This is a genomic window from Sphingomonas sp. MM-1 (genome assembly GCF_000347675.2).
GTDB classification, from domain to species: Bacteria; Pseudomonadota; Alphaproteobacteria; order Sphingomonadales; family Sphingomonadaceae; genus Sphingomonas_E; species Sphingomonas_E fennica.
In genome coordinates this window covers 3,679,898-3,698,543 of sequence record NC_020561.1, presented here as the reverse complement: position 1 = coordinate 3,698,543, position 18,646 = coordinate 3,679,898, and the positions used below count along the sequence as shown (strand labels likewise).

The following is an 18,646-nucleotide window of genomic DNA, read 5'->3' as shown; positions in this document are numbered from 1 at the left end:
CGGTGAAACCCCTTGGCGAAATCCAACAGCCGCCCTATATAGCCCCCATACGGATTTCACGGCCTTTTCGACCCGCCTTGGGAGGGGAAGGCCGCTTCGTCCGCTTCCGGGACACGGCCTGCTTTGCGCACAGGCCGCGACGAATGGGGAGTTTGGCGAGGTTCTACCAGACGCAGGCAGTGCGGTTCCGACGGCCCGGACCCGCACTTTTTTTCGTGGGACCTACCCCGCGAATCGGCTGCGATCCGCTGCGAGGCGGGTGAATTTTTGATCGGACGCGAGGACAAAATATGGCGACCCAGGCGGCATCCGGCCAGGCCCTCATCAACACCGCGAAGAAGCGCATCCGCAAGGTTTTCGGCAACATCCACGAAGTGGTGCAGATGCCGAACCTGATCGAGGTGCAGCGCGAAAGCTACGAACAGTTCCTGCGCTCCCGCCCCGAGGACGCTTATGTCTCCGGCCTGGAAAAGACGCTGCGCTCCGTCTTCCCGATCCGCGATTTCGCCGGCACCGCCGAACTCGACTTCGTGAACTACGAACTCGAGCCGCCGAAATATGACGTGGACGAGTGCCGCCAGCGCGGCATCACCTATGCGGCGCCGATGCGCGTCACGCTGCGCCTGATCGTGTTCGAGGTGGACCCCGATACGGAAACCCGCTCCGTGCTCGATATCAAGGAGCAGGACGTCTACATGGGCGACATGCCGCTGATGACGGAGAACGGCACGTTCTTCGTCAACGGCACCGAGCGCGTGATCGTTTCGCAGATGCACCGTTCGCCGGGCGTGCTGTTCGATCATGATCGCGGCAAGACGCACGCTTCGGGCAAGTATCTCTTCGCCGCCCGCGTCATCCCCTATCGTGGCTCGTGGCTCGATTTCGAGTTCGATGCCAAGGACATCGTCAACGTCCGCATCGACCGCAAGCGCAAGCTGCCGGTCACGACCCTGCTCTATGCGCTGGGCCTGAACGGCGAGGAAATCCTCAACCATTTCTACGGCCGCCTCACCTGGGTCCGTGGCGAGGGCGGCTGGAAGGTGCCCTACACCCCGGAGAACTGGCGCGGCCAGAAGCCGAATTTCGACGTGGTGAACGCCGATACCGGCGAGGTCGTGTTCACGGCCGGCACCAAGATCAGCCCCCGCGCCGCCAACAAGGCCGGCAAGGACGGCCTGACCATGCTGCTGATCCCGACCGACGAGATCTATGGCAAATATTCGGCCTATGACCTGATCGACGAGCGGACCGGCCGCATCTGGATCGAGGCCGGCGACGAAGTGACGCCGGAAAATCTGGAGCTGCTCGACCAGGCCGGGCTCGAGAAGCTCGAGCTTCTCGACATCGACCATGTCTCGACCGGTCCGTGGATCCGCAACACGCTGAAGGCCGACAAGGTCGAGGACCGCGATCACGCGCTGTCCGAAATCTACCGCGTCATGCGCCCCGGCGAACCGCCGACGAAGGAAACCGCCGAAGCGCTGTTCGCCGGCCTGTTCTTTGATCCCGAGCGCTATGATCTCTCGGCCGTGGGCCGCGTGAAGCTCAACATGCGCCTCGACCTCGACGCCGAGGATACGGTGACGACGCTGCGCAGCGAGGACATCCTCGCCGTGGTGAAGACGCTTGTCGACCTGAAGGACGGCAAGGGCGAGATCGACGACATCGACAATCTCGGCAACCGCCGCGTGCGTTCGGTGGGCGAGCTGCTGGAGAACCAGTATCGCGTCGGCCTGCTCCGCATGGAGCGCGCCGTGAAGGAGCGCATGTCCTCGGTCGACGTGTCGACCGTCATGCCGAACGACCTGATCAACGCGAAGCCGGCGGTCGCCGCCGTGCGCGAGTTCTTCGGCTCCTCGCAGCTCTCGCAGTTCATGGACCAGACCAACCCGCTGTCGGAAGTGACGCACAAGCGCCGCGTCTCCGCCCTCGGGCCGGGCGGTCTCACCCGCGAGCGCGCGGGCTTCGAGGTGCGCGACGTGCACCCGACGCACTATGGCCGCATCTGCCCGATCGAAACGCCGGAAGGCCCGAACATCGGCCTGATCAACTCGCTGGCCTCGTTCAGCCGCGTCAACAAGTACGGCTTCATCGAGACGCCGTATCGCAAGGTCGTGGACAACAAGGTCACCAACGAGGTGGTCTACCTCTCCGCCATGGAAGAGGCCAAGCACACGATCGCCCAGGCGAACGCGGAGTTGGATGCTGAGGGCCGCTTCGTCGAGGAACTCGTCTCCTCCCGCCAGGCCGGCGAGTTCCTGATCGCCCCGCGCGACCAGATCACGCTGATGGACGTGAGCCCGAAGCAGCTCGTGTCGGTCGCCGCCTCGCTGATTCCGTTCCTGGAAAATGACGACGCCAACCGCGCGCTCATGGGATCGAACATGCAGCGCCAGGCCGTGCCGCTCGTCCGCGCCGAGGCGCCGTTCGTCGGCACCGGCATGGAAGAGACGGTGGCGCGGGATTCGGGTGCCGCCATCGGCGCCCGCCGCTCCGGCATCGTCGACCAGGTGGACGCGACCCGCATCGTCATCCGCGCGACCGAGGAGGTCGAGGCCGGCAAGTCGGGCGTCGACATCTACACGCTGATGAAGTTCCAGCGCTCCAACCAGTCGACCTGCATCAACCAGCGTCCGCTGGTGAAGGTGGGCGATGTCGTCCGCAAGGGCGACGTGATCGCCGACGGCCCGTCGACCGAGTTCGGCGAGCTGGCGCTGGGCCGCAACGCGCTCGTCGCGTTCATGCCCTGGAACGGCTACAACTACGAGGACTCGATCCTCATCAGCGAACGGATCGTGAAGGACGACGTGTTCACGTCGATCCACATCGACGAGTTCGAGGTGATGGCCCGCGACACCAAGCTGGGGCCGGAGGACATCACCCGCGACATCCCGAACGTCGGTGAAGAAGCGCTGCGCAACCTCGACGAGGCCGGCATCGTCTACATCGGCGCCGAGGTGGAGCCGGGCGACATCCTGGTCGGCAAGATCACGCCGAAGGGCGAAAGCCCGATGACGCCGGAAGAAAAGCTGCTGCGCGCCATCTTCGGCGAAAAGGCCAGCGACGTGCGCGACACCTCGCTCCGCCTGCCGCCGGGCGTGGCCGGCACGATCGTCGACGTCCGCGTGTTCAACCGCCACGGCATCGACAAGGACGAGCGCGCGATGGCGATCGAGCGCGAGGAGATCGATCGCCTGCGCAAGGACGCCGAGGACGAACGCGGCATCCTGAACCGCGCGACCTTCGCGCGGCTTCGCGAAATGCTGCTGGGCCAGGTGGCCACGGCGGCGCCCAAGGGCGTGAAGAAGGGCGTGGAGATCGACGCCGAGGTGCTGGATTCGGTCGAGCGCCACGAATGGTGGAAGTTCGCCGTGCAGGACGACGCCCGCCAGGCCGATCTGGAAGCCGTGAAGGCGCAGTATGACGACGCCGCCGGCGTCATCAAGGCGCGCTTCGAGGACCGGGTCGAGAAGCTGCAGCGCGGCGACGAGCTGCCGCCGGGCGTGCTGAAGATGGTCAAGGTGTTCGTCGCGGTGAAGCGCAAGCTGCAGCCGGGCGACAAGATGGCCGGCCGTCACGGCAACAAGGGCGTCATCAGCCGCATCCTGCCGGTCGAGGACATGCCGTTCCTGGAGGACGGCACCCCGGTCGATCTCGTGCTCAACCCGCTGGGCGTGCCTTCGCGCATGAACGTCGGCCAGATCTTCGAGACCCATCTCGGCTGGGCCGCGCGCGGCCTGGGCAAGCAGGTGACCGAGGCGCTGGAAGCGTGGCGCGAAGCCAATCCCAACCCGGAGGCGGCGGCCCCGCCGGCCGCGGTGGTGGAACGGCTGAAGACGATCTACGGCAATCAATATCATGCCGAGATCGACGCCCGCAGCCCCGACCAGATCGTCGAGATGGCGAAGGTGCTGAAGAATGGCGTGCCGATGGCGACGCCGGTGTTCGACGGCGCCCGCGAGGCGGACGTGTCGGCGATGCTGACCATGGCGGGTTACGACACGTCGGGTCAGGTGGAGCTGTATGACGGCCGCACCGGCGAGGCGTTCGATCGCCGCGTCACCGTGGGCTACATCTACATGCTGAAGCTCCACCACCTGGTCGACGACAAGATCCACGCGCGTTCGATCGGGCCGTACAGCCTCGTCACCCAGCAGCCGCTGGGCGGCAAGGCCCAGTTCGGCGGCCAGCGCTTCGGTGAAATGGAAGTGTGGGCGCTCCAGGCCTATGGCGCCGCCTACACGCTCCAGGAAATGCTGACGGTGAAGTCCGACGACGTGGTCGGCCGCACCAAGGTCTATGAAGCGATCGTCAAGGGCGACGATACCTTCGAGGCCGGCATCCCGGAGAGCTTCAACGTGCTCGTCAAGGAAATGCGGTCGCTGGGCCTCAACGTCGAACTCAAGAGCATCGAGGACGACGGCCTGGCCGAGGCGGCGGAATAAGGGGTTCCGGGCGCTGCCTTTTCGAAGGCCGCGCCCGCATCCTCCCCCCAGCCGTCCGTAGATTTGCCCTCTAGAGGGAAGAGAAAATGAACGAACTCACCAATTTCGCCAATCCGATCGCGAAGCCCGAGACCTTCGACCAGATCCGCATCGGCATCGCCTCGCCGGAACGCATCCGTTCCTGGTCGTTCGGCGAGATCAAGAAGCCCGAGACGATCAACTACCGCACGTTCAAGCCCGAGCGTGACGGCCTGTTCTGCGCGCGCATCTTCGGTCCGATCAAGGATTACGAATGCTTGTGCGGCAAGTACAAGCGCATGAAATACAAGGGCATCGTCTGCGAAAAGTGCGGCGTCGAAGTCACCGTCTCGAAGGTCCGCCGCGAACGCATGGGCCATATCGAGTTGGCGGCGCCGGTTGCGCACATCTGGTTCCTGAAGTCGCTGCCGTCGCGCATCGGCCTGCTGCTCGACATGCAGCTCAAGCAACTCGAGCGCGTGCTCTACTTCGAAGCCTATATCGTCATCGAGCCGGGCCTGACCCCGCTTGAGAAGTATCAGCTCCTCACCGAGGACGAGCTTCTCGAGGCGCAGGACGAATATGGCGAGGACGCCTTCACCGCCGGCATCGGCGCCGAAGCCGTGCGCAAGATGCTCGAGAGCCTCGATCTCGAGGGCGAGCGCGTCGATCTTCTCAAGGAACTGGCCGAGACCAAGTCGGAGCTGAAGCCCAAGAAGATCATCAAGCGCCTGAAGGTCGTCGAAAGCTTCATCGAATCCGGCAACCGCCCGGAATGGATGATCCTGGAAGTGATCCCGGTCATTCCGCCGGAACTGCGCCCGCTGGTGCCGCTGGATGGCGGCCGCTTCGCGACGTCGGACCTGAACGACCTCTATCGCCGCGTCATCAACCGCAACAACCGCCTGAAGCGGCTTATGGAGTTGCGCGCGCCGGACATCATCGTCCGCAACGAAAAGCGCATGCTGCAGGAAGCCGTCGACGCGCTGTTCGATAACGGCCGCCGCGGCCGCACCATCACGGGCGCCAACAAGCGTCCGCTGAAGTCGCTGTCCGACATGCTCAAGGGCAAGCAGGGCCGCTTCCGCCAGAACCTGCTCGGCAAGCGCGTCGACTATTCCGGCCGTTCGGTGATCGTGACCGGTCCGGAGCTGAAGCTCCACCAGTGCGGCCTGCCCAAGAAGATGGCGCTCGAGCTGTTCAAGCCGTTCATCTACGCCCGCCTGGACGCCAAGGGTCTCTCCATGACCCTGAAGCAGGCCAAGAAGTGGGTCGAGAAGGAACGCAAGGAAGTCTGGGACATCCTGGACGAGGTGATCCGCGAGCATCCGGTGCTGCTGAACCGCGCGCCGACGCTCCACCGCCTCGGCATCCAGGCGTTCGAGCCGGTGCTGATCGAAGGCAAGGCGATCCAGCTTCACCCGCTGGTCTGCTCGGCCTTCAACGCCGACTTCGACGGCGACCAGATGGCCGTGCACGTCCCGCTCTCGCTTGAGGCGCAGCTGGAAGCGCGCGTCCTCATGATGTCGACCAACAACATCCTGTCGCCCGCCAACGGCAAGCCGATCATCGTGCCGTCGCAGGACATGGTGCTCGGTCTCTACTATCTCTCGATGGAGAAGCAGGGCGAGCCGGGCGAAGGCATGCTGCTGGCGGACATGATTGAGGTCCACCAGGCGCTCAACACCGGTGCCGTGACGCTCCATACCAAGATCGTCAGCCGCGTCCCGCAGACGGACGAGGCCGGCAACCAGTATATGAAGCGCTACGAGACCACGCCGGGCCGCATGCTGCTGGGCGAATGCCTCCCCAAGAGCCACAAGGTGCCCTTCGAGACGGTCAACCGCCTGCTCACCAAGAAGGACATCGGCGACGTGATCGACGAGGTCTATCGCCACACCGGCCAGAAGGAGACGGTGCTGTTCGCCGACGCGATCATGGCGCTGGGCTTCCGTCACGCCTTCAAGGCCGGCATCTCGTTCGGCAAGGACGACATGGTGATCCCGGCGGCGAAGGACCCGCTGGTCGAGGAGACGCGCACGCTCGTGAAGGATTACGAGCAGCAGTATCAGGACGGCCTGATCACCCAGCAGGAAAAGTATAACAAGGTGATCGACGCCTGGTCGCGCTGCGGCGACCGCGTGGCGGCCGAGATGATGAAGGAGATCCAGGCGGTCAAGACGGACCCGGAGACCGGCCGCGAGAAGCCGATCAACGCCATCTACATGATGGCGCATTCCGGTGCCCGTGGCTCGGCCGCCCAGATCAAGCAGCTTGCCGGCATGCGCGGCCTGATGGCCAAGCCTTCGGGCGAGATCATCGAGACGCCGATCATCTCCAACTTCAAGGAAGGCCTGACCGTCCTTGAATATTTCAACTCCACCCACGGCGCCCGCAAGGGTCTCGCGGATACGGCGTTGAAGACCGCGAACTCGGGTTATCTCACCCGTCGTCTGGTCGACGTGTCGCAGGATTGCGTCGTCGTCGAGCTGGATTGCGGCACCGAGCGCGCGCTGGAGATGAAGGCGATCGTGCAGGGCGGCGCCACCATCGCCTCGCTGGGCGAGCGTATCCTGGGCCGCACCACGGCCGAGGACATCGTCGACAGCAAGACGAACGAGGTGGTGATCCCCGAGGGCACGCTGCTCGACGAGGCGCACATCGTGCAGATCGAGGCGATCAGCCTCCAGTCGGTCAAGATCCGCAGCCCGCTGGTCTGCGAATCGAAGAACGGCGTCTGCGCGGCCTGCTACGGGCGCGATCTCGCCCGCGGCACGCCGGTGAACATCGGCGAGGCCGTCGGCGTCATCGCGGCGCAGTCGATCGGCGAGCCGGGCACGCAGCTTACGATGCGGACCTTCCACATCGGCGGCGCCGCCCAGCTCAACCAGGAATCGAACCTGGAAGCCGTGGCGGACGGCACGCTCGTCTATCGCGACGTGCCGACGATCATCGACCCGCGCGGCCGTCGCCTGACGCTGGCCCGCAACGGCGAGATCGCGATCCTCGACATGGATGGCCGCGAACGCGCCACCCATCGCCTGCCCTACGGCGCCACCCTGCTGGTGGAAGACGGGGCGATCGTCTCCAAGGGCGATCGCATCGCGGAATGGGACCCCTCGTTCAGCCCGGTCATCACCGAAAAGGGCGGTATCGTCCGCTTCCAGGACATGATCGAGAACCGCACGGTTCGCGAGGAAACCGACGAAGCGACCGGCATTTCGCAGCGTGTGATCGTGGAAGATCATCTCAAGTCGAAGAAGGACGACTTCCGTCCGCGTATCACCCTGCTCGACGAGAGCAGCGGCGAGACCGGCGTGTCGCGCCTGATCCCGGGATCGATCGTCGCGGTCGAGGACGGCCAGACCGTGCAGGCCGGCGACGTGCTTGCCCGCGTGCCGCGCGAAGCCGCCAAGACCCGCGACATCACGGGCGGTCTGCCGCGCGTGGCCGAGCTGTTCGAAGCGCGCAAGCCGAAGGAAAATGCGATCATCGCCAAGGTCTCCGGCCGTGTCGAATTCGGCAAGGACTATAAGGCGAAGCGCAAGATCCTGATCCGTCCAGAAGATGGCTCGGAAGCGATCGAATATCTGATCCCGAAGTCGAAGGTGATCGACGTTCAGGAAGGCGACTACGTGAAGCGTGGCGACAACCTGATCGGCGGCAGCCCGGATCCGCACGATATTCTGGAAGTGCTCGGCATCGAGCCGCTTGCCGAATATCTCGTGTCGGAAATCCAGGAAGTCTATCGACTGCAGGGCGTGAAGATCAACGACAAGCACATCGAGACGATCGTCCGTCAGATGCTGCAGAAGGTTGAGATCACGGCGGCCGGCGATTCGACGCTGCTTCCGGGCGAACAGCTCGACCGGATCGAGATGGACGAGGTGAACGAGAAGCTGGTCGCCGAGGGCAAGCTGCCCGCGGAAGGCAAGCCGGTGCTGCTCGGCATCACCAAGGCCTCGCTCCAGACCCGCAGCTTCATCTCGGCCGCGTCGTTCCAGGAAACGACCCGCGTGCTGACCGAGGCTTCGGTGCAGGGCAAGATCGACACGCTCGATGGCCTGAAGGAGAATGTGATCGTCGGCCGCCTGATCCCGGCCGGCACTGGCGCGGGCATGAACCGCCTGCGCGTCACCGCCTCCAGCCGCGACGCGGCGCTCCGCGCCTCGCAGAAGGCGTGGCAGGCCTCCCTCGTCGCGCCGGAAACGGCCGCCGAGGAGCATGCCGCGGAACTCCGCCGCCCGGTGGAGGACGACACGGGTGACGATCCCCTGGGCGCGGTGGTCGGCGAGGACTTCACCACCGAAGACCTCGAATAGGACCAGCCCGTCCGGGCAGGAATGAACGACCCCGCCGGAGCGATCCGGCGGGGTTTTTCATGGCCGGCAGGGGCCGCCACCCGAAGGGGCTGGCATCCGCCACCGCCCCGCTTTATCCTCCCGCCATGCTCGCCAAAGTCATCATAATCGCGCTTCTGGCGCTGTTGCTGCTGCCGATGCTCGCGGGCATCCGCGCCTTCCGCCGGCTCCCCCGCGATCAGCAACCGCCCGAGGAATGAACGCCACCGCGATGTCCGATACGATCAAGCTGCACCAAAGCTGGAAAGGCCCGCTGGCGCCCGAATTCCAGGCTCCCCACATGGCCGCGCTCAAGCAGTTCCTGCTCGACGAGAAGGCGCGCGGGCGGCGCATCTTCCCCAAGGGCAGCGAATATTTCCGCGCGCTGGACCTGACGCCGCTGGAGGATGTGCGGGTCGTCATCCTCGGCCAGGACCCCTATCATGGCGAAGGGCAGGCGCATGGCCTCTGCTTCAGCGTGCAGCCCGGCGTGCGGACGCCGCCGTCGCTGGTGAACATCTACAAGGAAATGCAGGCCGATCTCGGCATCGCCCCCGCCCGCCACGGCTTCCTGGAACATTGGGCGAAGCAGGGCGTGCTGCTGCTCAACAGCGTGCTGACCGTGGAGATGGGCCGCGCCGCATCCCACCAGGGCAAGGGCTGGGAACGCTTCACGGACGCGGTGATCCGCCTCGTCAACGAACGGGCCGAGCCCACGGTGTTCATGCTCTGGGGCGCCTATGCGCAGCGCAAGGCGGCCTTCGTGGACGACAGCCGCCATCTGGTGATGAAGGCGCCCCACCCCTCCCCGCTATCGGCGCATAACGGCTTCTTCGGCTGCCGCCATTTCTCGAAGGCCAACGCCTTCCTCACCGCCAAGGGGCGGGAACCGATCGACTGGGCGCTGCCGGACGTGTGAGGGCGGGGTGGATCACACCCGCACCAGCACCCCGCCTTCGATCCGGCGATAGAAGCAGTTCGGCGCCCCCGTATGGCAGGCGGGGCCGGCCGGCTCGGCCTTGATCCAGATCGCGTCCTGATCGCAATCGACGCGCATCTCCGCGACCCGCAGCACATGGCCGCTGGTTTCCCCCTTGCGCCACAGGCTGCCGCGCGAACGCGACCAGAAATGCGCCTCACCGGTTGCGATCGTCCGCTCGATCGCTTCTGCGTTCATATGCGCCACCATCAGGACGTCCCCATTACGGACATCGGTGACGACGGCGGTAACAAGCCCCGCCGCATCGAATTTCGGTTGGAATTCCGTGCCGGTTTCGCGATCCTGATCCATGGATCGGGGCCTATCGCGGCGGATGGAATCCTACAAGCTGCAACGACACGGTTACAAAGGGGCGACAAATGGGAAAGGCATCCCTATATGCCGCGCCAACAGGATCACCCGACGGGCGCACGCGATGATCACGACTAATCCTTTCGACGACGACAAGCTCCGCGAGGAGTGCGGCATTTTCGGCATCTGGGGCGCGGAGACCGCGTCCGCCATGGTGGCCTTGGGCCTCCATGCCCTCCAGCATCGCGGCCAGGAAGCCGCGGGCATCGTAAGCTGGGACGGCCGCGCCTTCCACGCGCACCGCGCGATGGGCCACGTCGCCGGCAATTTCGACCGCGACGACGTGATTCGCGGCCTGCCGGGCAATGTCGCCTGCGGCCACGTCCGCTATTCGACGACCGGCGAGACGGCGCTGCGCAACGTGCAGCCCCTGTTCGCCGAGCTTTCGTCCGGTGGTTTCGCGGTCGCGCATAACGGCAACCTCTCCAACGCGATGAAGCTGCGTCGCGAACTGGTGCGCCGCGGCGCGATCTTCCAGTCGACCAGCGACACCGAAACGATCATTCATCTGGTCGCCACCTCCACCTATCGCACGCTGCTCGATCGTTTCATCGATGCGCTGAAGCGGGTGGAAGGCGCTTATTCGCTGATCTGCATGACGCCCGAGGGCATGATCGCCTGCCGCGATCCGCTGGGCATCCGCCCGCTGGTGATGGGCCGTATCGGCGATGCCTATATCTTCGCGTCCGAAACCGTGGCGCTGGACGTGGTTGGCGCCACCTTCCTGCGCCAGGTGGAGCCGGGCGAGATCGTGATCGTCTCCGAACAGGGGATCAAGTCGCACCGGCCGTTCGCGCCGGTCAGCCCGCGCCCCTGCATCTTCGAGCATGTCTATTTCTCGCGCCCCGATTCGATCGTGGACGGTTCCTCGGTCTACGGCGTGCGCAAGCGGATCGGCGCGCAGCTCGCCATGGAAAATCCGGTCGAGGCCGATCTGGTCGTTCCCGTGCCGGATTCGGGCGTGCCGGCGGCGATCGGCTATGCCCAGCAATCGGGCATCCCGTTCGAGCTCGGCATCATCCGTTCGCATTATGTGGGCCGCACCTTCATCCAGCCCGGCGATCAGGTCCGCCACCTCGGCGTGAAGCTGAAGCATAACGCCAACAAGGAATTGCTGGACGGCAAGCGCATCGTGCTGATCGACGATTCGATCGTGCGCGGCACCACCAGCGTGAAGATCCTGCAGATGCTGCGCGATGCGGGCGCGGCCGAGGTGCACCTGCGCATCGCCAGCCCGCCGACGCGGCATAGCTGCTTCTACGGCGTCGACACGCCGGAACGCGCCAAGCTGCTCGCCGCGCAGATGACGGTGGCGGAAATGGCGACCTATATCGGCGCCGACAGCCTTGCCTTCGTCTCGGTCGACGGCCTCTACCGCGCGCTGGGCGAGGACATGCGCGAGGAAGGCACCCCGCAATATTGCGACGCCTGCTTCACCGGCGATTATCCGACCCACCTGACCGATCAGGACGAAGTGGCCCCCGCCGATCAGCTTTCGCTGCTCGCCGAACGGGTGGTCGCATGACGGCGAGGCCGCTGGAAGGCCGCACCGCACTCGTCACCGGCGCCTCGCGCGGGATCGGCGCGGCCACGGCCGAGGCGCTGGCCGCGGCCGGCGCCCATGTGATCCTGACGGCGCGCACCGCCGGCGGGCTCGAGGAAGTGGAAGGCCGCATCCACGCGGCCGGCGGCACCGCCACCATCGCCCCTCTGGACCTGACCGATGGGGAGAGCATCTCCCGCCTCGCCACCGCCATCGCCGGCCGCTGGCCAAAGCTCGACATCCTCGTGCTCAACGCCGCCACCCTCGGCACGCTGGCGCCCGTGCCTGCGATCGACGGCAAGGAATTCGCCAAGGTGCTGGCGCTGAACGTGGTGGCGCAGCAGGCGCTGATCGCGGCATTCGATCCGCTGCTGAAGGCGGCGGATGCCGCGCGCGTCATCGGCATCACCTCCAGCGTCGGCGGGTCTCCCAGAGCCTATTGGGGGGCCTATGGCGCCTCCAAGGCGGCGCTGGAAACGCTGCTGCTGGCCTATGCGGACGAAGTGGCCAATCTGGGCGACGTCCGCGTGGCGATCGTCGATCCGGGTGCCACCGCGACGAAGATGCGCGCGCGCGCCTTTCCCGGCGAGGACGCAGCCACCCTCAAACCCGCATCCGTGGTCGGCGACGCGATCGTGGAGCTGCTGACCCGCGATTTCCCGACCGGCCACCGCGTGCGGGTGGAAAGCGCGCCGGCGGCCCAAGCGGCGGAATAACCGGCCGCCGCCCGGCGGCTACAAACGTGTTCGGAAGGGCGTGAAATTGGTGTCCTCATCGAAGATGTCGACACCTTCGCGGCGCTTGAGGAAGCCGACGACGACATAGGTGACGGGCGTCAACAGCGCCTCCCAGCTCACCTTCAATATCCACTGCGTTATCAGCACCTTGAAAACGAGAGCATGGGTCCATTCCGCGGCGCCCCAGAAGGCCAGCGGATAGAAGATCAGGCTGTCCACGCCCTGCCCGACGACCGTGGAACCGATCGTGCGGGTCCAGAGATACCGGCCCTGTGTCCACACCTTCATCCGGGCCAGAACGTAGGAATTGGCGAACTCGCCGGCCCAGAAGGCGGTGATGGACGCGAAGACGATGCGCGGCACCTGGCCGAACACCTGTTCATAGGCGGCCTGCCCGCCCCAGCTTTCAGCCGGCGGCAGCGCCACCACCACCCACGACATCAGCGCCATGAACAGGAGGGCGACGGTGCCCACCCAGATGCAGCGCCGGGCGCGGGCATAGCCATAGACCTCGGTCAGGACATCGCCGATCACATAGCCTAGCGGGAAGAAGAGGATGCCTGCACCGAACGGCCAGAGGCCGATGCCCGGCAGGTCGATCACCGCCACCTTGCCCGCGCCCAGCACGTTCGACAGCAGCATGATCGCGACGAAGGCCGCCATCACGAAATCGAAATAGCGCAGCGGACGCGCGCCCAGCGCCCCCGCCTCGACCGCGATCGGCCGCCCCTGCTCTGCCCCGTCCATGACGGTGGAGACTAGAGCCGGGCGCGCCTGATGCAAGTGCCCGCGGTCACTCCGAAATCTTCACGACCAGTTTGCCGATCGCGCCGCGCGAGCCCATTTTCGCAATGGCATCCCCCCCTCGGGCGAAGGGGAACACCTCCGACACCACCGGCGCGATGCGCCCCTGTTCCCACAGGTCGAAAAGCTGGGCGATCCGCGCCCGGTTCGCCTTGGGGTCACGCGCCGCCCAGGCGCCCCAGAACACGCCGCAGACGTCGCAGCTCTTGAGCAAAGTGAGGTTGAGCGCGAGCTTGGGGATGCCGGCCGGGAAGCCGACCACCAGATAACGCCCTTCCCAGGCGATCGAACGCAGCGCCGGCTCGGCATAATCGCCGCCGACCGGATCGTAGATCACATTGGCGCCGTCCGGGCCGACCGCCGCCTTGAACTGTTCGGCCAGCGCCTTCGACTGATCCTTGTCGAACGGCGCGCGACCGTAGATCACCACCTCGTCCGCGCCGGCCTTGCGCACGGCCTCGGCCTTTTCCTCGCTGGAGACGGCGGCGACCACGCGCGCGCCGAACGCCTTGCCCAGCTCCACCGCCGCCAGGCCGACACCGCCGGCCGCGCCCAGCACCAGCAGGGTTTCACCCGCCTTCAGATGCCCGCGATCGAGCAGGGCGTGGATGGTGGTGGCATAAGTGAGGAGCAGCGCCGATGCTTCGACGAAATCGCGGCCTTCGGGCAGACGGTAGCATTTGACCGCATCGACGGCGACCTTCTCCACCATCCCGCCATGGCCGGTGGTCGCGACCACGCGATCGCCGATGGCCCAGCCCTCCACGCCTTCGCCCACCGCCGCGACGATGCCGGACACCTCGGCGCCCGGCGCGAAGGGGCGCTGCGGCTTGAACTGATATTTGTCCTCGATGATCAGCACGTCGGGATAGTTGATCGCGCAGGCCTTTACCGCGATCAGCAGCTGGCCGGAGCCGGCAACCGGATCGGCAAGGTCGAGCAGCTCGAGCGTTTCGGGGCCGCCGGGAGTGGTGGACAGCAGGGCCTTCATGCGCGTCTCCTCATATCAATTCTGTTTTTCGCGTGTTTCGGCGATCAGCCGGCCTTGGCGGCCAGCCAGGGCCGCTCGCCCGCGATCCTCGCCTCATAAGCGGAAATCGCTGCGTCCCGCGCCAGCGTGAGGCCGATCTCGTCCAGCCCCTGCATCAGGCAGTCGCGGCGGAAGGGGTCGATCTCGAAGACGAAGCGGTCCTGGAACGGTGTCGTCACGGTGCGGCTTTCGAGGTCGACCGTGATGGGGTGATCCTTTGCCACCTCCAGCAGCCGGTCCACCGCTTCCTGCGGCAGGACGACGGTGACGATGCCGTTCTTGAAGGCGTTGCCGGAGAAGATATCCGAGAAGCTGGGCGCGATCACCGCCTTCACGCCCATGTCGCCGAGCGCCCAGGCGGCATGCTCGCGGCTGGAGCCGCAGCCGAAATTGTCGCCGGCGATCAGGATCGGCGCGCCGGCATAGGCCGGATCGTCGAAGACGTTGCCCGGTTCGGCACGGATCGTCTCGAACGCGCCCCGGCCCAGGCCCGCGCGCGTGATCGTCTTCAGATAATGCGCCGGGATGATGACGTCGGTATCGACGTTCTTGCGGCCGAGCGGATAAGCCCGGCCCTCGACGGTGGTGATGGGGTCCATCAGTCTGCGGCCTCCGGAAATGCGGGGAGCCGGGCGACGTCGGCCGGCTCATGTTCGATGATGACGGTGGGCTTCAGCGCGGCGACGATCGCGTCGAAGCGCTGCTGGCTGGAAAGCGTGGCCACCCGATCCATGTTGAAGCGCGCGACGCCGTGGACGGGTATCTGGTCAGAGACATGGTAGAGATCGCCGGTGATCAGCACTGGCCCCTTGTTGGAAAGCCGGACCAGGAGGCCGTGATGGCCGTTGGTGTGGCCGGGCAAGGCGAGCATGACGACGCTACCGTCGCCGAACACGTCCTTGTCGCCCACCACGCCCTCGCTGGGGGCGCCGCCCTTGAGCCACGGATCGAGCCGGGCGGCATCGACCAGCGGATTGCGGGTGCCGGACTGTAGCTCGGCCAGGTCCGCCGCGCCGATCAGCAGCTTCGCCTTCGGGAAGCTGGCCGCCTGGCTGGCGTGATCATAATGCATGTGGCTGATGCCGAGGATCGACACGTCCTGCGGCCGGACGCCGATATCGCCGAGCTGATCGACCAGGGTGCGGGCCAGGCTGACGCGGACGCCGGGCACGGGTTCCTCCTCCCGCCCCGCCAGCTCCGCGCCGAAGCCGGCATCCCACAGCATATAATCCCGGCCGTGACGGATCAGGTAGCAGCTTATCACCATGTCCTTGCGCTTGCCGGCAAGGGCATAGCTGTCCGCGAACATGTCCAGATCCGCGTTCTTCACCCGCCCGCAATCGAGCCGCCAGAGCTTGACGCCGGCTGCGGGGGCGGGCGGCGCGGACGGGGCGGGAGCGGCCGCGACGAGCGCGAGGCCCGCCGCCAAGGCCGCCCGCAGCCTCAAGCCGATCCTCCGACGAGATCGCGCACGTCGGTGAGCCGGCCGGTGACCGCCGCCGCCGCCGCCATGGCGGGCGAAAGCAGATGGGTGCGCGCGCCCGGCCCCTGCCGGCCGACGAAGTTGCGGTTGCTGGTGGACGCGCAGCGTTCGCCCGACGGCACCTTGTCCGGGTTCATCGCCAGGCACATCGAGCAGCCCGGTTCCCGCCACTGGAAGCCGGCCTCGATGAAGATGCGGTCGAGCCCCTCGGCCTCGGCCTGCCGCTTCACCAGCCCCGATCCCGGCACGATCAGCGCCTGGCGGACATTGGATGCCACGCGTCGCCCGCGGGCGACGGCGGCGGCGGCGCGCAGATCCTCGATCCGGCTGTTGGTGCAGGAACCGATGAAGATATTCTCCACCGCCACGTCCTGCATGCGGGTGCCGGGCGTGAGGCCCATATAAGCGAGCGACTTGCGCGCGGCTTCCTGCTTGGACGGATCGGCGAAGCTTTCCGGATCGGGCACTACGCCGGTGATCGGCACGACATCCTCGGGGCTGGTGCCCCAGGTGAGGCTGGGGGCGATATCCGCCGCATCCAGCACCACCACCTTGTCGTAACGCGCGCCGGGATCGGTGGCGAGCGTGCGCCACCAGGCGACGGCCGCATCCCAATCCTGCCCGGCGGGCGCCATCGGCCGGCCCTTCAGATAAGCGAAGGTCGTCTCGTCCGGCGCGACCAGACCGGCGCGCGCGCCGCCTTCGATCGACATGTTGGAGACGGTGAGCCGCCCTTCCACGGACATGTCGCGGAACACGCTGCCGGTATATTCGATGACATGGCCGGTGCCGCCCGCAGCGCCGATGCGGCCGATGATCGCCAGCACCACATCCTTGGGGCTGACGCCGAAGCCCAGCGCGCCATCGACGCGGACCTCCATCGTCTTCGACGGCGACAGCAGCAGCGTCTGGGTGGCGAGCACATGCTCCACCTCCGACGTGCCGATGCCGAAGGCCAGCGCCCCCAGCCCGCCATGGCAGGAGGTATGGCTGTCGCCGCAGACGATGGTGGCGCCGGGCAGCGAGAAGCCCTGTTCCGGCCCGACGACATGGACGATGCCCTGTTCCGGCGCGGTGGCATCGATATAGCGGATGCCGAATTCCGGCGTGTTGCGTTCCAGCGCGGCAAGCTGCTGCGCCGATTCCGCATCCGCGATGGGCAGGCGGTGGCCCGCCGCATCCACGCGCGGCGTGGTCGGCAGGTTATGATCCGGCACCGCAAGCGTAAGATCCGGCCGCCGCACCCTGCGCCCCGCCACGCGAAGGCCTTCGAAAGCCTGCGGGCTGGTGACTTCGTGAACCAGATGGCGGTCGATGAAGATCAGGCAGGTGCCATCGTCGCGGCGTTCCACGACGTGCGCGTCCCAGATCTTCTCATAGAGGGTGCGAGGTGCGTTCATAATGCCCCCGCTTTATGCCCTCCCCCGCCATTTTCAAGCGGCCGGCCGCGCAGACTTTATATCAGCGTCCCTGCTTGCGCTTCTTGTCCAGTTCCAGCCAGTCCTCGAAGGGGCGGCCGTAAAAGGCGTCGAACACCTCGTTCTGGACGCCCAGCGGCTTGCCGCTCTGCGAGTTCCAGAGCATCGCCACGCCGTTCTTCGTTTCGGGATCGAAGAAGACGAGCGAGCGATAGCCCGCCACCGCGCCGCGATGGCCGACGATATGGTGGCCGGCATATTTCATGTCGCGCCAGCCCATGGCGTAGCGCTGATCGGTAACGTCGCGATCGTAGCGCGAGCGGGCGTGGCGGCGCTCCACATCCACGCGCGGCTCGTGGATCACCTGGATCAGCGCGGGATCGAGCACCTGTGGCTCGCCGCCCATCTGCGCGCGCAGCCACAAGCCCAGATCGAAGATGGAGGAGTTGACCCCGCCGGCCGCCGGCACATGATAATAAGCGTCCGACACCTTGAGCGTGCGGTGGCCGACATGCGGCCGCGCCCAGCTTGGCGAGGCTTCCAGGCCGGCGCGCGTCACCGTCGCGCTGGTCATGCCCAGCGGCACGAACAGCTTGCGCGCCACCATTTCGGCATAAGGCCGCTTGGTCGCGTTGACGACGGCCTCGCTCGCCGCGTCATAGGCGACATTCTGATAGGTATGGCAGGTGCCCGGCTTGCAATAGGCCTGCAGCGCGCCAAGCTCGGTGCGGATCTGATGCGGGTCCTCGCCCGCTTCCAGCTTGTCGTCATAGGCATTGTGGACGATGCCGGTGCGGTGGGCGAGCAGATCGGCGACCGCCACCACATCCTGCCCGTTGCCCGGCAGCTTCAGCGAGGGCGCCCAGCGCGAGATCGGATCGGCCAGCGAAAGCCTGCCCTCCTCCGCCAGCTTGGCGACGAGGGTGGCGGCGACGCCCTTGGAGAGCGAGGCCCAGCGGAAGACGGTGCCGGTCGTCACCCTGTCGTCCCCGCCCGCCTGGGTGACGCCATAGCCCTTCACGAAGCTGATCTGGCCCTTCTCGACCACGGCGATGGCGAGGCCGACCATATCGTCCTCGCCCACCAGCCGGGTCAGCCGCTCATCCAGGCGCTTATAATCCACGAGGTGCGGGCCGGCGGTGGGCACGCCCGGCTTGATCGCGATCCGCCCCGGGGAGACCGGGCGCACGGCGCGTTCGGGAACCCACTTGTCGGCATCGAAGGTGGCATAGCCATAGCCGACGGCGACCGCGAACAGGCCGGTGCCGATCAGCGCCGCCCGCTTCCAGGAGCGCCGCGCCCGCGATACGCCCGAATCGGCCGGACCGGGCCTGGTATCGTGGAGGATATCCCGCTTGGGATCGGCATCAGCCACGATGGGGGTTCCGGAGCGGATTCCCGCCGCGTTCGAATGGATTCAGGCTCATGAACCCTTCCCTTAACGACGGGATTCCGGCAGTCAAACACCGATCGGCGC

Annotated in this window: 13 protein-coding genes; 6 read left to right on the top strand and 7 right to left on the bottom strand. The window is 66.3% G+C overall.

Translation table 11 applies throughout. The features are described 5' to 3' along the window. The first annotated feature begins 290 nt into the window (after positions 1–290). From rpoB to ung, 4 genes are all read left to right on the top strand, one after another. The gene (gene rpoB, locus G432_RS17535) at positions 291–4,445 is read left to right on the top strand and encodes a DNA-directed RNA polymerase subunit beta (RefSeq protein WP_015460160.1); all 4,155 of its coding nucleotides are present in this window, start codon (positions 291–293) and stop codon (positions 4,443–4,445) included. An 86-nt stretch (positions 4,446–4,531) separates the two neighbouring features. Beyond that, a complete protein-coding gene (gene rpoC, locus G432_RS17530; protein WP_015460159.1) occupies positions 4,532–8,785 on the top strand; it encodes a DNA-directed RNA polymerase subunit beta' in 4,254 nt (1,417 codons plus the stop codon). Positions 8,786–8,844: 59 nt separating this feature from the next. Beyond that, positions 8,845–9,024: a hypothetical protein gene (locus tag G432_RS17525; protein ID WP_041864978.1), complete on the top strand. Its 180-nt coding sequence runs from the start codon at positions 8,845–8,847 to the stop codon at positions 9,022–9,024. 11 nt (positions 9,025–9,035) lie between these two features. Then, entirely contained in the window at positions 9,036–9,722 is a 687-nt protein-coding gene (gene ung / locus G432_RS17520) for a uracil-DNA glycosylase (RefSeq protein WP_041865541.1), read from the top strand. A gap of 12 nt (positions 9,723–9,734) precedes the next feature. Here the strand turns inward: ung and hisI are convergent, their stop codons facing one another. After that, positions 9,735–10,094 (bottom strand): phosphoribosyl-AMP cyclohydrolase, encoded by a 360-nt coding sequence (hisI, locus tag G432_RS17515; RefSeq protein WP_015460157.1) that lies wholly within the window; start codon positions 10,092–10,094, stop codon positions 9,735–9,737. Between the two features lie 124 nt (positions 10,095–10,218). Here hisI and purF point away from each other — a divergent pair, with 124 nt between their 5' ends. Together purF and G432_RS17505 are read left to right on the top strand one after the other, a co-directional pair. Then, entirely contained in the window at positions 10,219–11,679 is a 1,461-nt protein-coding gene (gene purF / locus G432_RS17510; RefSeq protein ID WP_015460156.1) for an amidophosphoribosyltransferase, read from the top strand. Then, positions 11,676–12,413: an SDR family NAD(P)-dependent oxidoreductase gene (locus tag G432_RS17505; protein ID WP_015460155.1), complete on the top strand. Its 738-nt coding sequence runs from the start codon at positions 11,676–11,678 to the stop codon at positions 12,411–12,413. The genes purF and G432_RS17505 overlap by 4 nt, the downstream gene beginning before the upstream one ends. An 18-nt stretch (positions 12,414–12,431) precedes the next feature. On the opposite strand, the gene G432_RS17500 is transcribed toward G432_RS17505, so the two are convergent. The 6 genes from G432_RS17500 to G432_RS17475 all read right to left on the bottom strand — a co-directional run bounded on the left by G432_RS17500 (position 12,432) and on the right by G432_RS17475 (position 18,544). Continuing rightward, the gene (locus G432_RS17500) at positions 12,432–13,181 is read right to left on the bottom strand and encodes a queuosine precursor transporter (RefSeq protein ID WP_041864977.1); all 750 of its coding nucleotides are present in this window, start codon (positions 13,179–13,181) and stop codon (positions 12,432–12,434) included. Positions 13,182–13,227: 46 nt separating this feature from the next. Further along, on the bottom strand, positions 13,228–14,229 hold the full coding sequence (locus G432_RS17495; RefSeq protein WP_015460153.1) for an NADPH:quinone oxidoreductase family protein: 1,002 nt from the start codon (positions 14,227–14,229) through the stop codon (positions 13,228–13,230). Positions 14,230–14,273: 44 nt separating this feature from the next. Beyond that, a complete protein-coding gene (gene leuD, locus G432_RS17490; RefSeq protein ID WP_015460152.1) occupies positions 14,274–14,867 on the bottom strand; it encodes a 3-isopropylmalate dehydratase small subunit in 594 nt (197 codons plus the stop codon). Then, positions 14,867–15,715 carry an N-acyl homoserine lactonase family protein gene (locus G432_RS17485; protein ID WP_015460151.1) on the bottom strand — a complete coding sequence of 283 codons (849 nt, stop codon included), beginning with the start codon at positions 15,713–15,715 and terminating at the stop codon, positions 14,867–14,869. Before G432_RS17485 ends, leuD begins: the two co-directional genes overlap by 1 nt. Further along, complete coding sequence (gene leuC, locus G432_RS17480) at positions 15,712–17,151, bottom strand: 3-isopropylmalate dehydratase large subunit (protein ID WP_015460150.1); 1,440 nt, start codon at positions 17,149–17,151, stop codon at positions 15,712–15,714. The genes G432_RS17485 and leuC overlap by 4 nt, the downstream gene beginning before the upstream one ends. Positions 17,152–17,212: 61 nt before the next feature. Continuing rightward, a complete protein-coding gene (locus G432_RS17475; RefSeq protein ID WP_015460149.1) occupies positions 17,213–18,544 on the bottom strand; it encodes a serine hydrolase domain-containing protein in 1,332 nt (443 codons plus the stop codon). Positions 18,545–18,646 lie beyond the last annotated feature (102 nt).

Bases quoted from the DNA above. Each gene is read 5' to 3' on its own strand.
- G432_RS17525 (WP_041864978.1), top strand. From the start codon at position 8,845: ATGGCCGGCAGGGGCCGCCACCCGAAGGGGCTGGCATCCGCCACCGCC.
- leuD (WP_015460152.1), bottom strand. From the start codon at position 14,867: ATGGACCCCATCACCACCGTCGAGGGCCGGGCTTATCCGCTCGGCCGC.
- G432_RS17495 (WP_015460153.1), bottom strand. From the start codon at position 14,229: ATGAAGGCCCTGCTGTCCACCACTCCCGGCGGCCCCGAAACGCTCGAG.
- hisI (WP_015460157.1), bottom strand. From the start codon at position 10,094: ATGGATCAGGATCGCGAAACCGGCACGGAATTCCAACCGAAATTCGAT.
- ung (WP_041865541.1), top strand. From the start codon at position 9,036: ATGTCCGATACGATCAAGCTGCACCAAAGCTGGAAAGGCCCGCTGGCG.
- leuC (WP_015460150.1), bottom strand. From the start codon at position 17,151: ATGAACGCACCTCGCACCCTCTATGAGAAGATCTGGGACGCGCACGTC.
- rpoB (WP_015460160.1), top strand. From the start codon at position 291: ATGGCGACCCAGGCGGCATCCGGCCAGGCCCTCATCAACACCGCGAAG.
- purF (WP_015460156.1), top strand. From the start codon at position 10,219: ATGATCACGACTAATCCTTTCGACGACGACAAGCTCCGCGAGGAGTGC.
- rpoC (WP_015460159.1), top strand. From the start codon at position 4,532: ATGAACGAACTCACCAATTTCGCCAATCCGATCGCGAAGCCCGAGACC.
- G432_RS17500 (WP_041864977.1), bottom strand. From the start codon at position 13,181: ATGGACGGGGCAGAGCAGGGGCGGCCGATCGCGGTCGAGGCGGGGGCG.
- G432_RS17505 (WP_015460155.1), top strand. From the start codon at position 11,676: ATGACGGCGAGGCCGCTGGAAGGCCGCACCGCACTCGTCACCGGCGCC.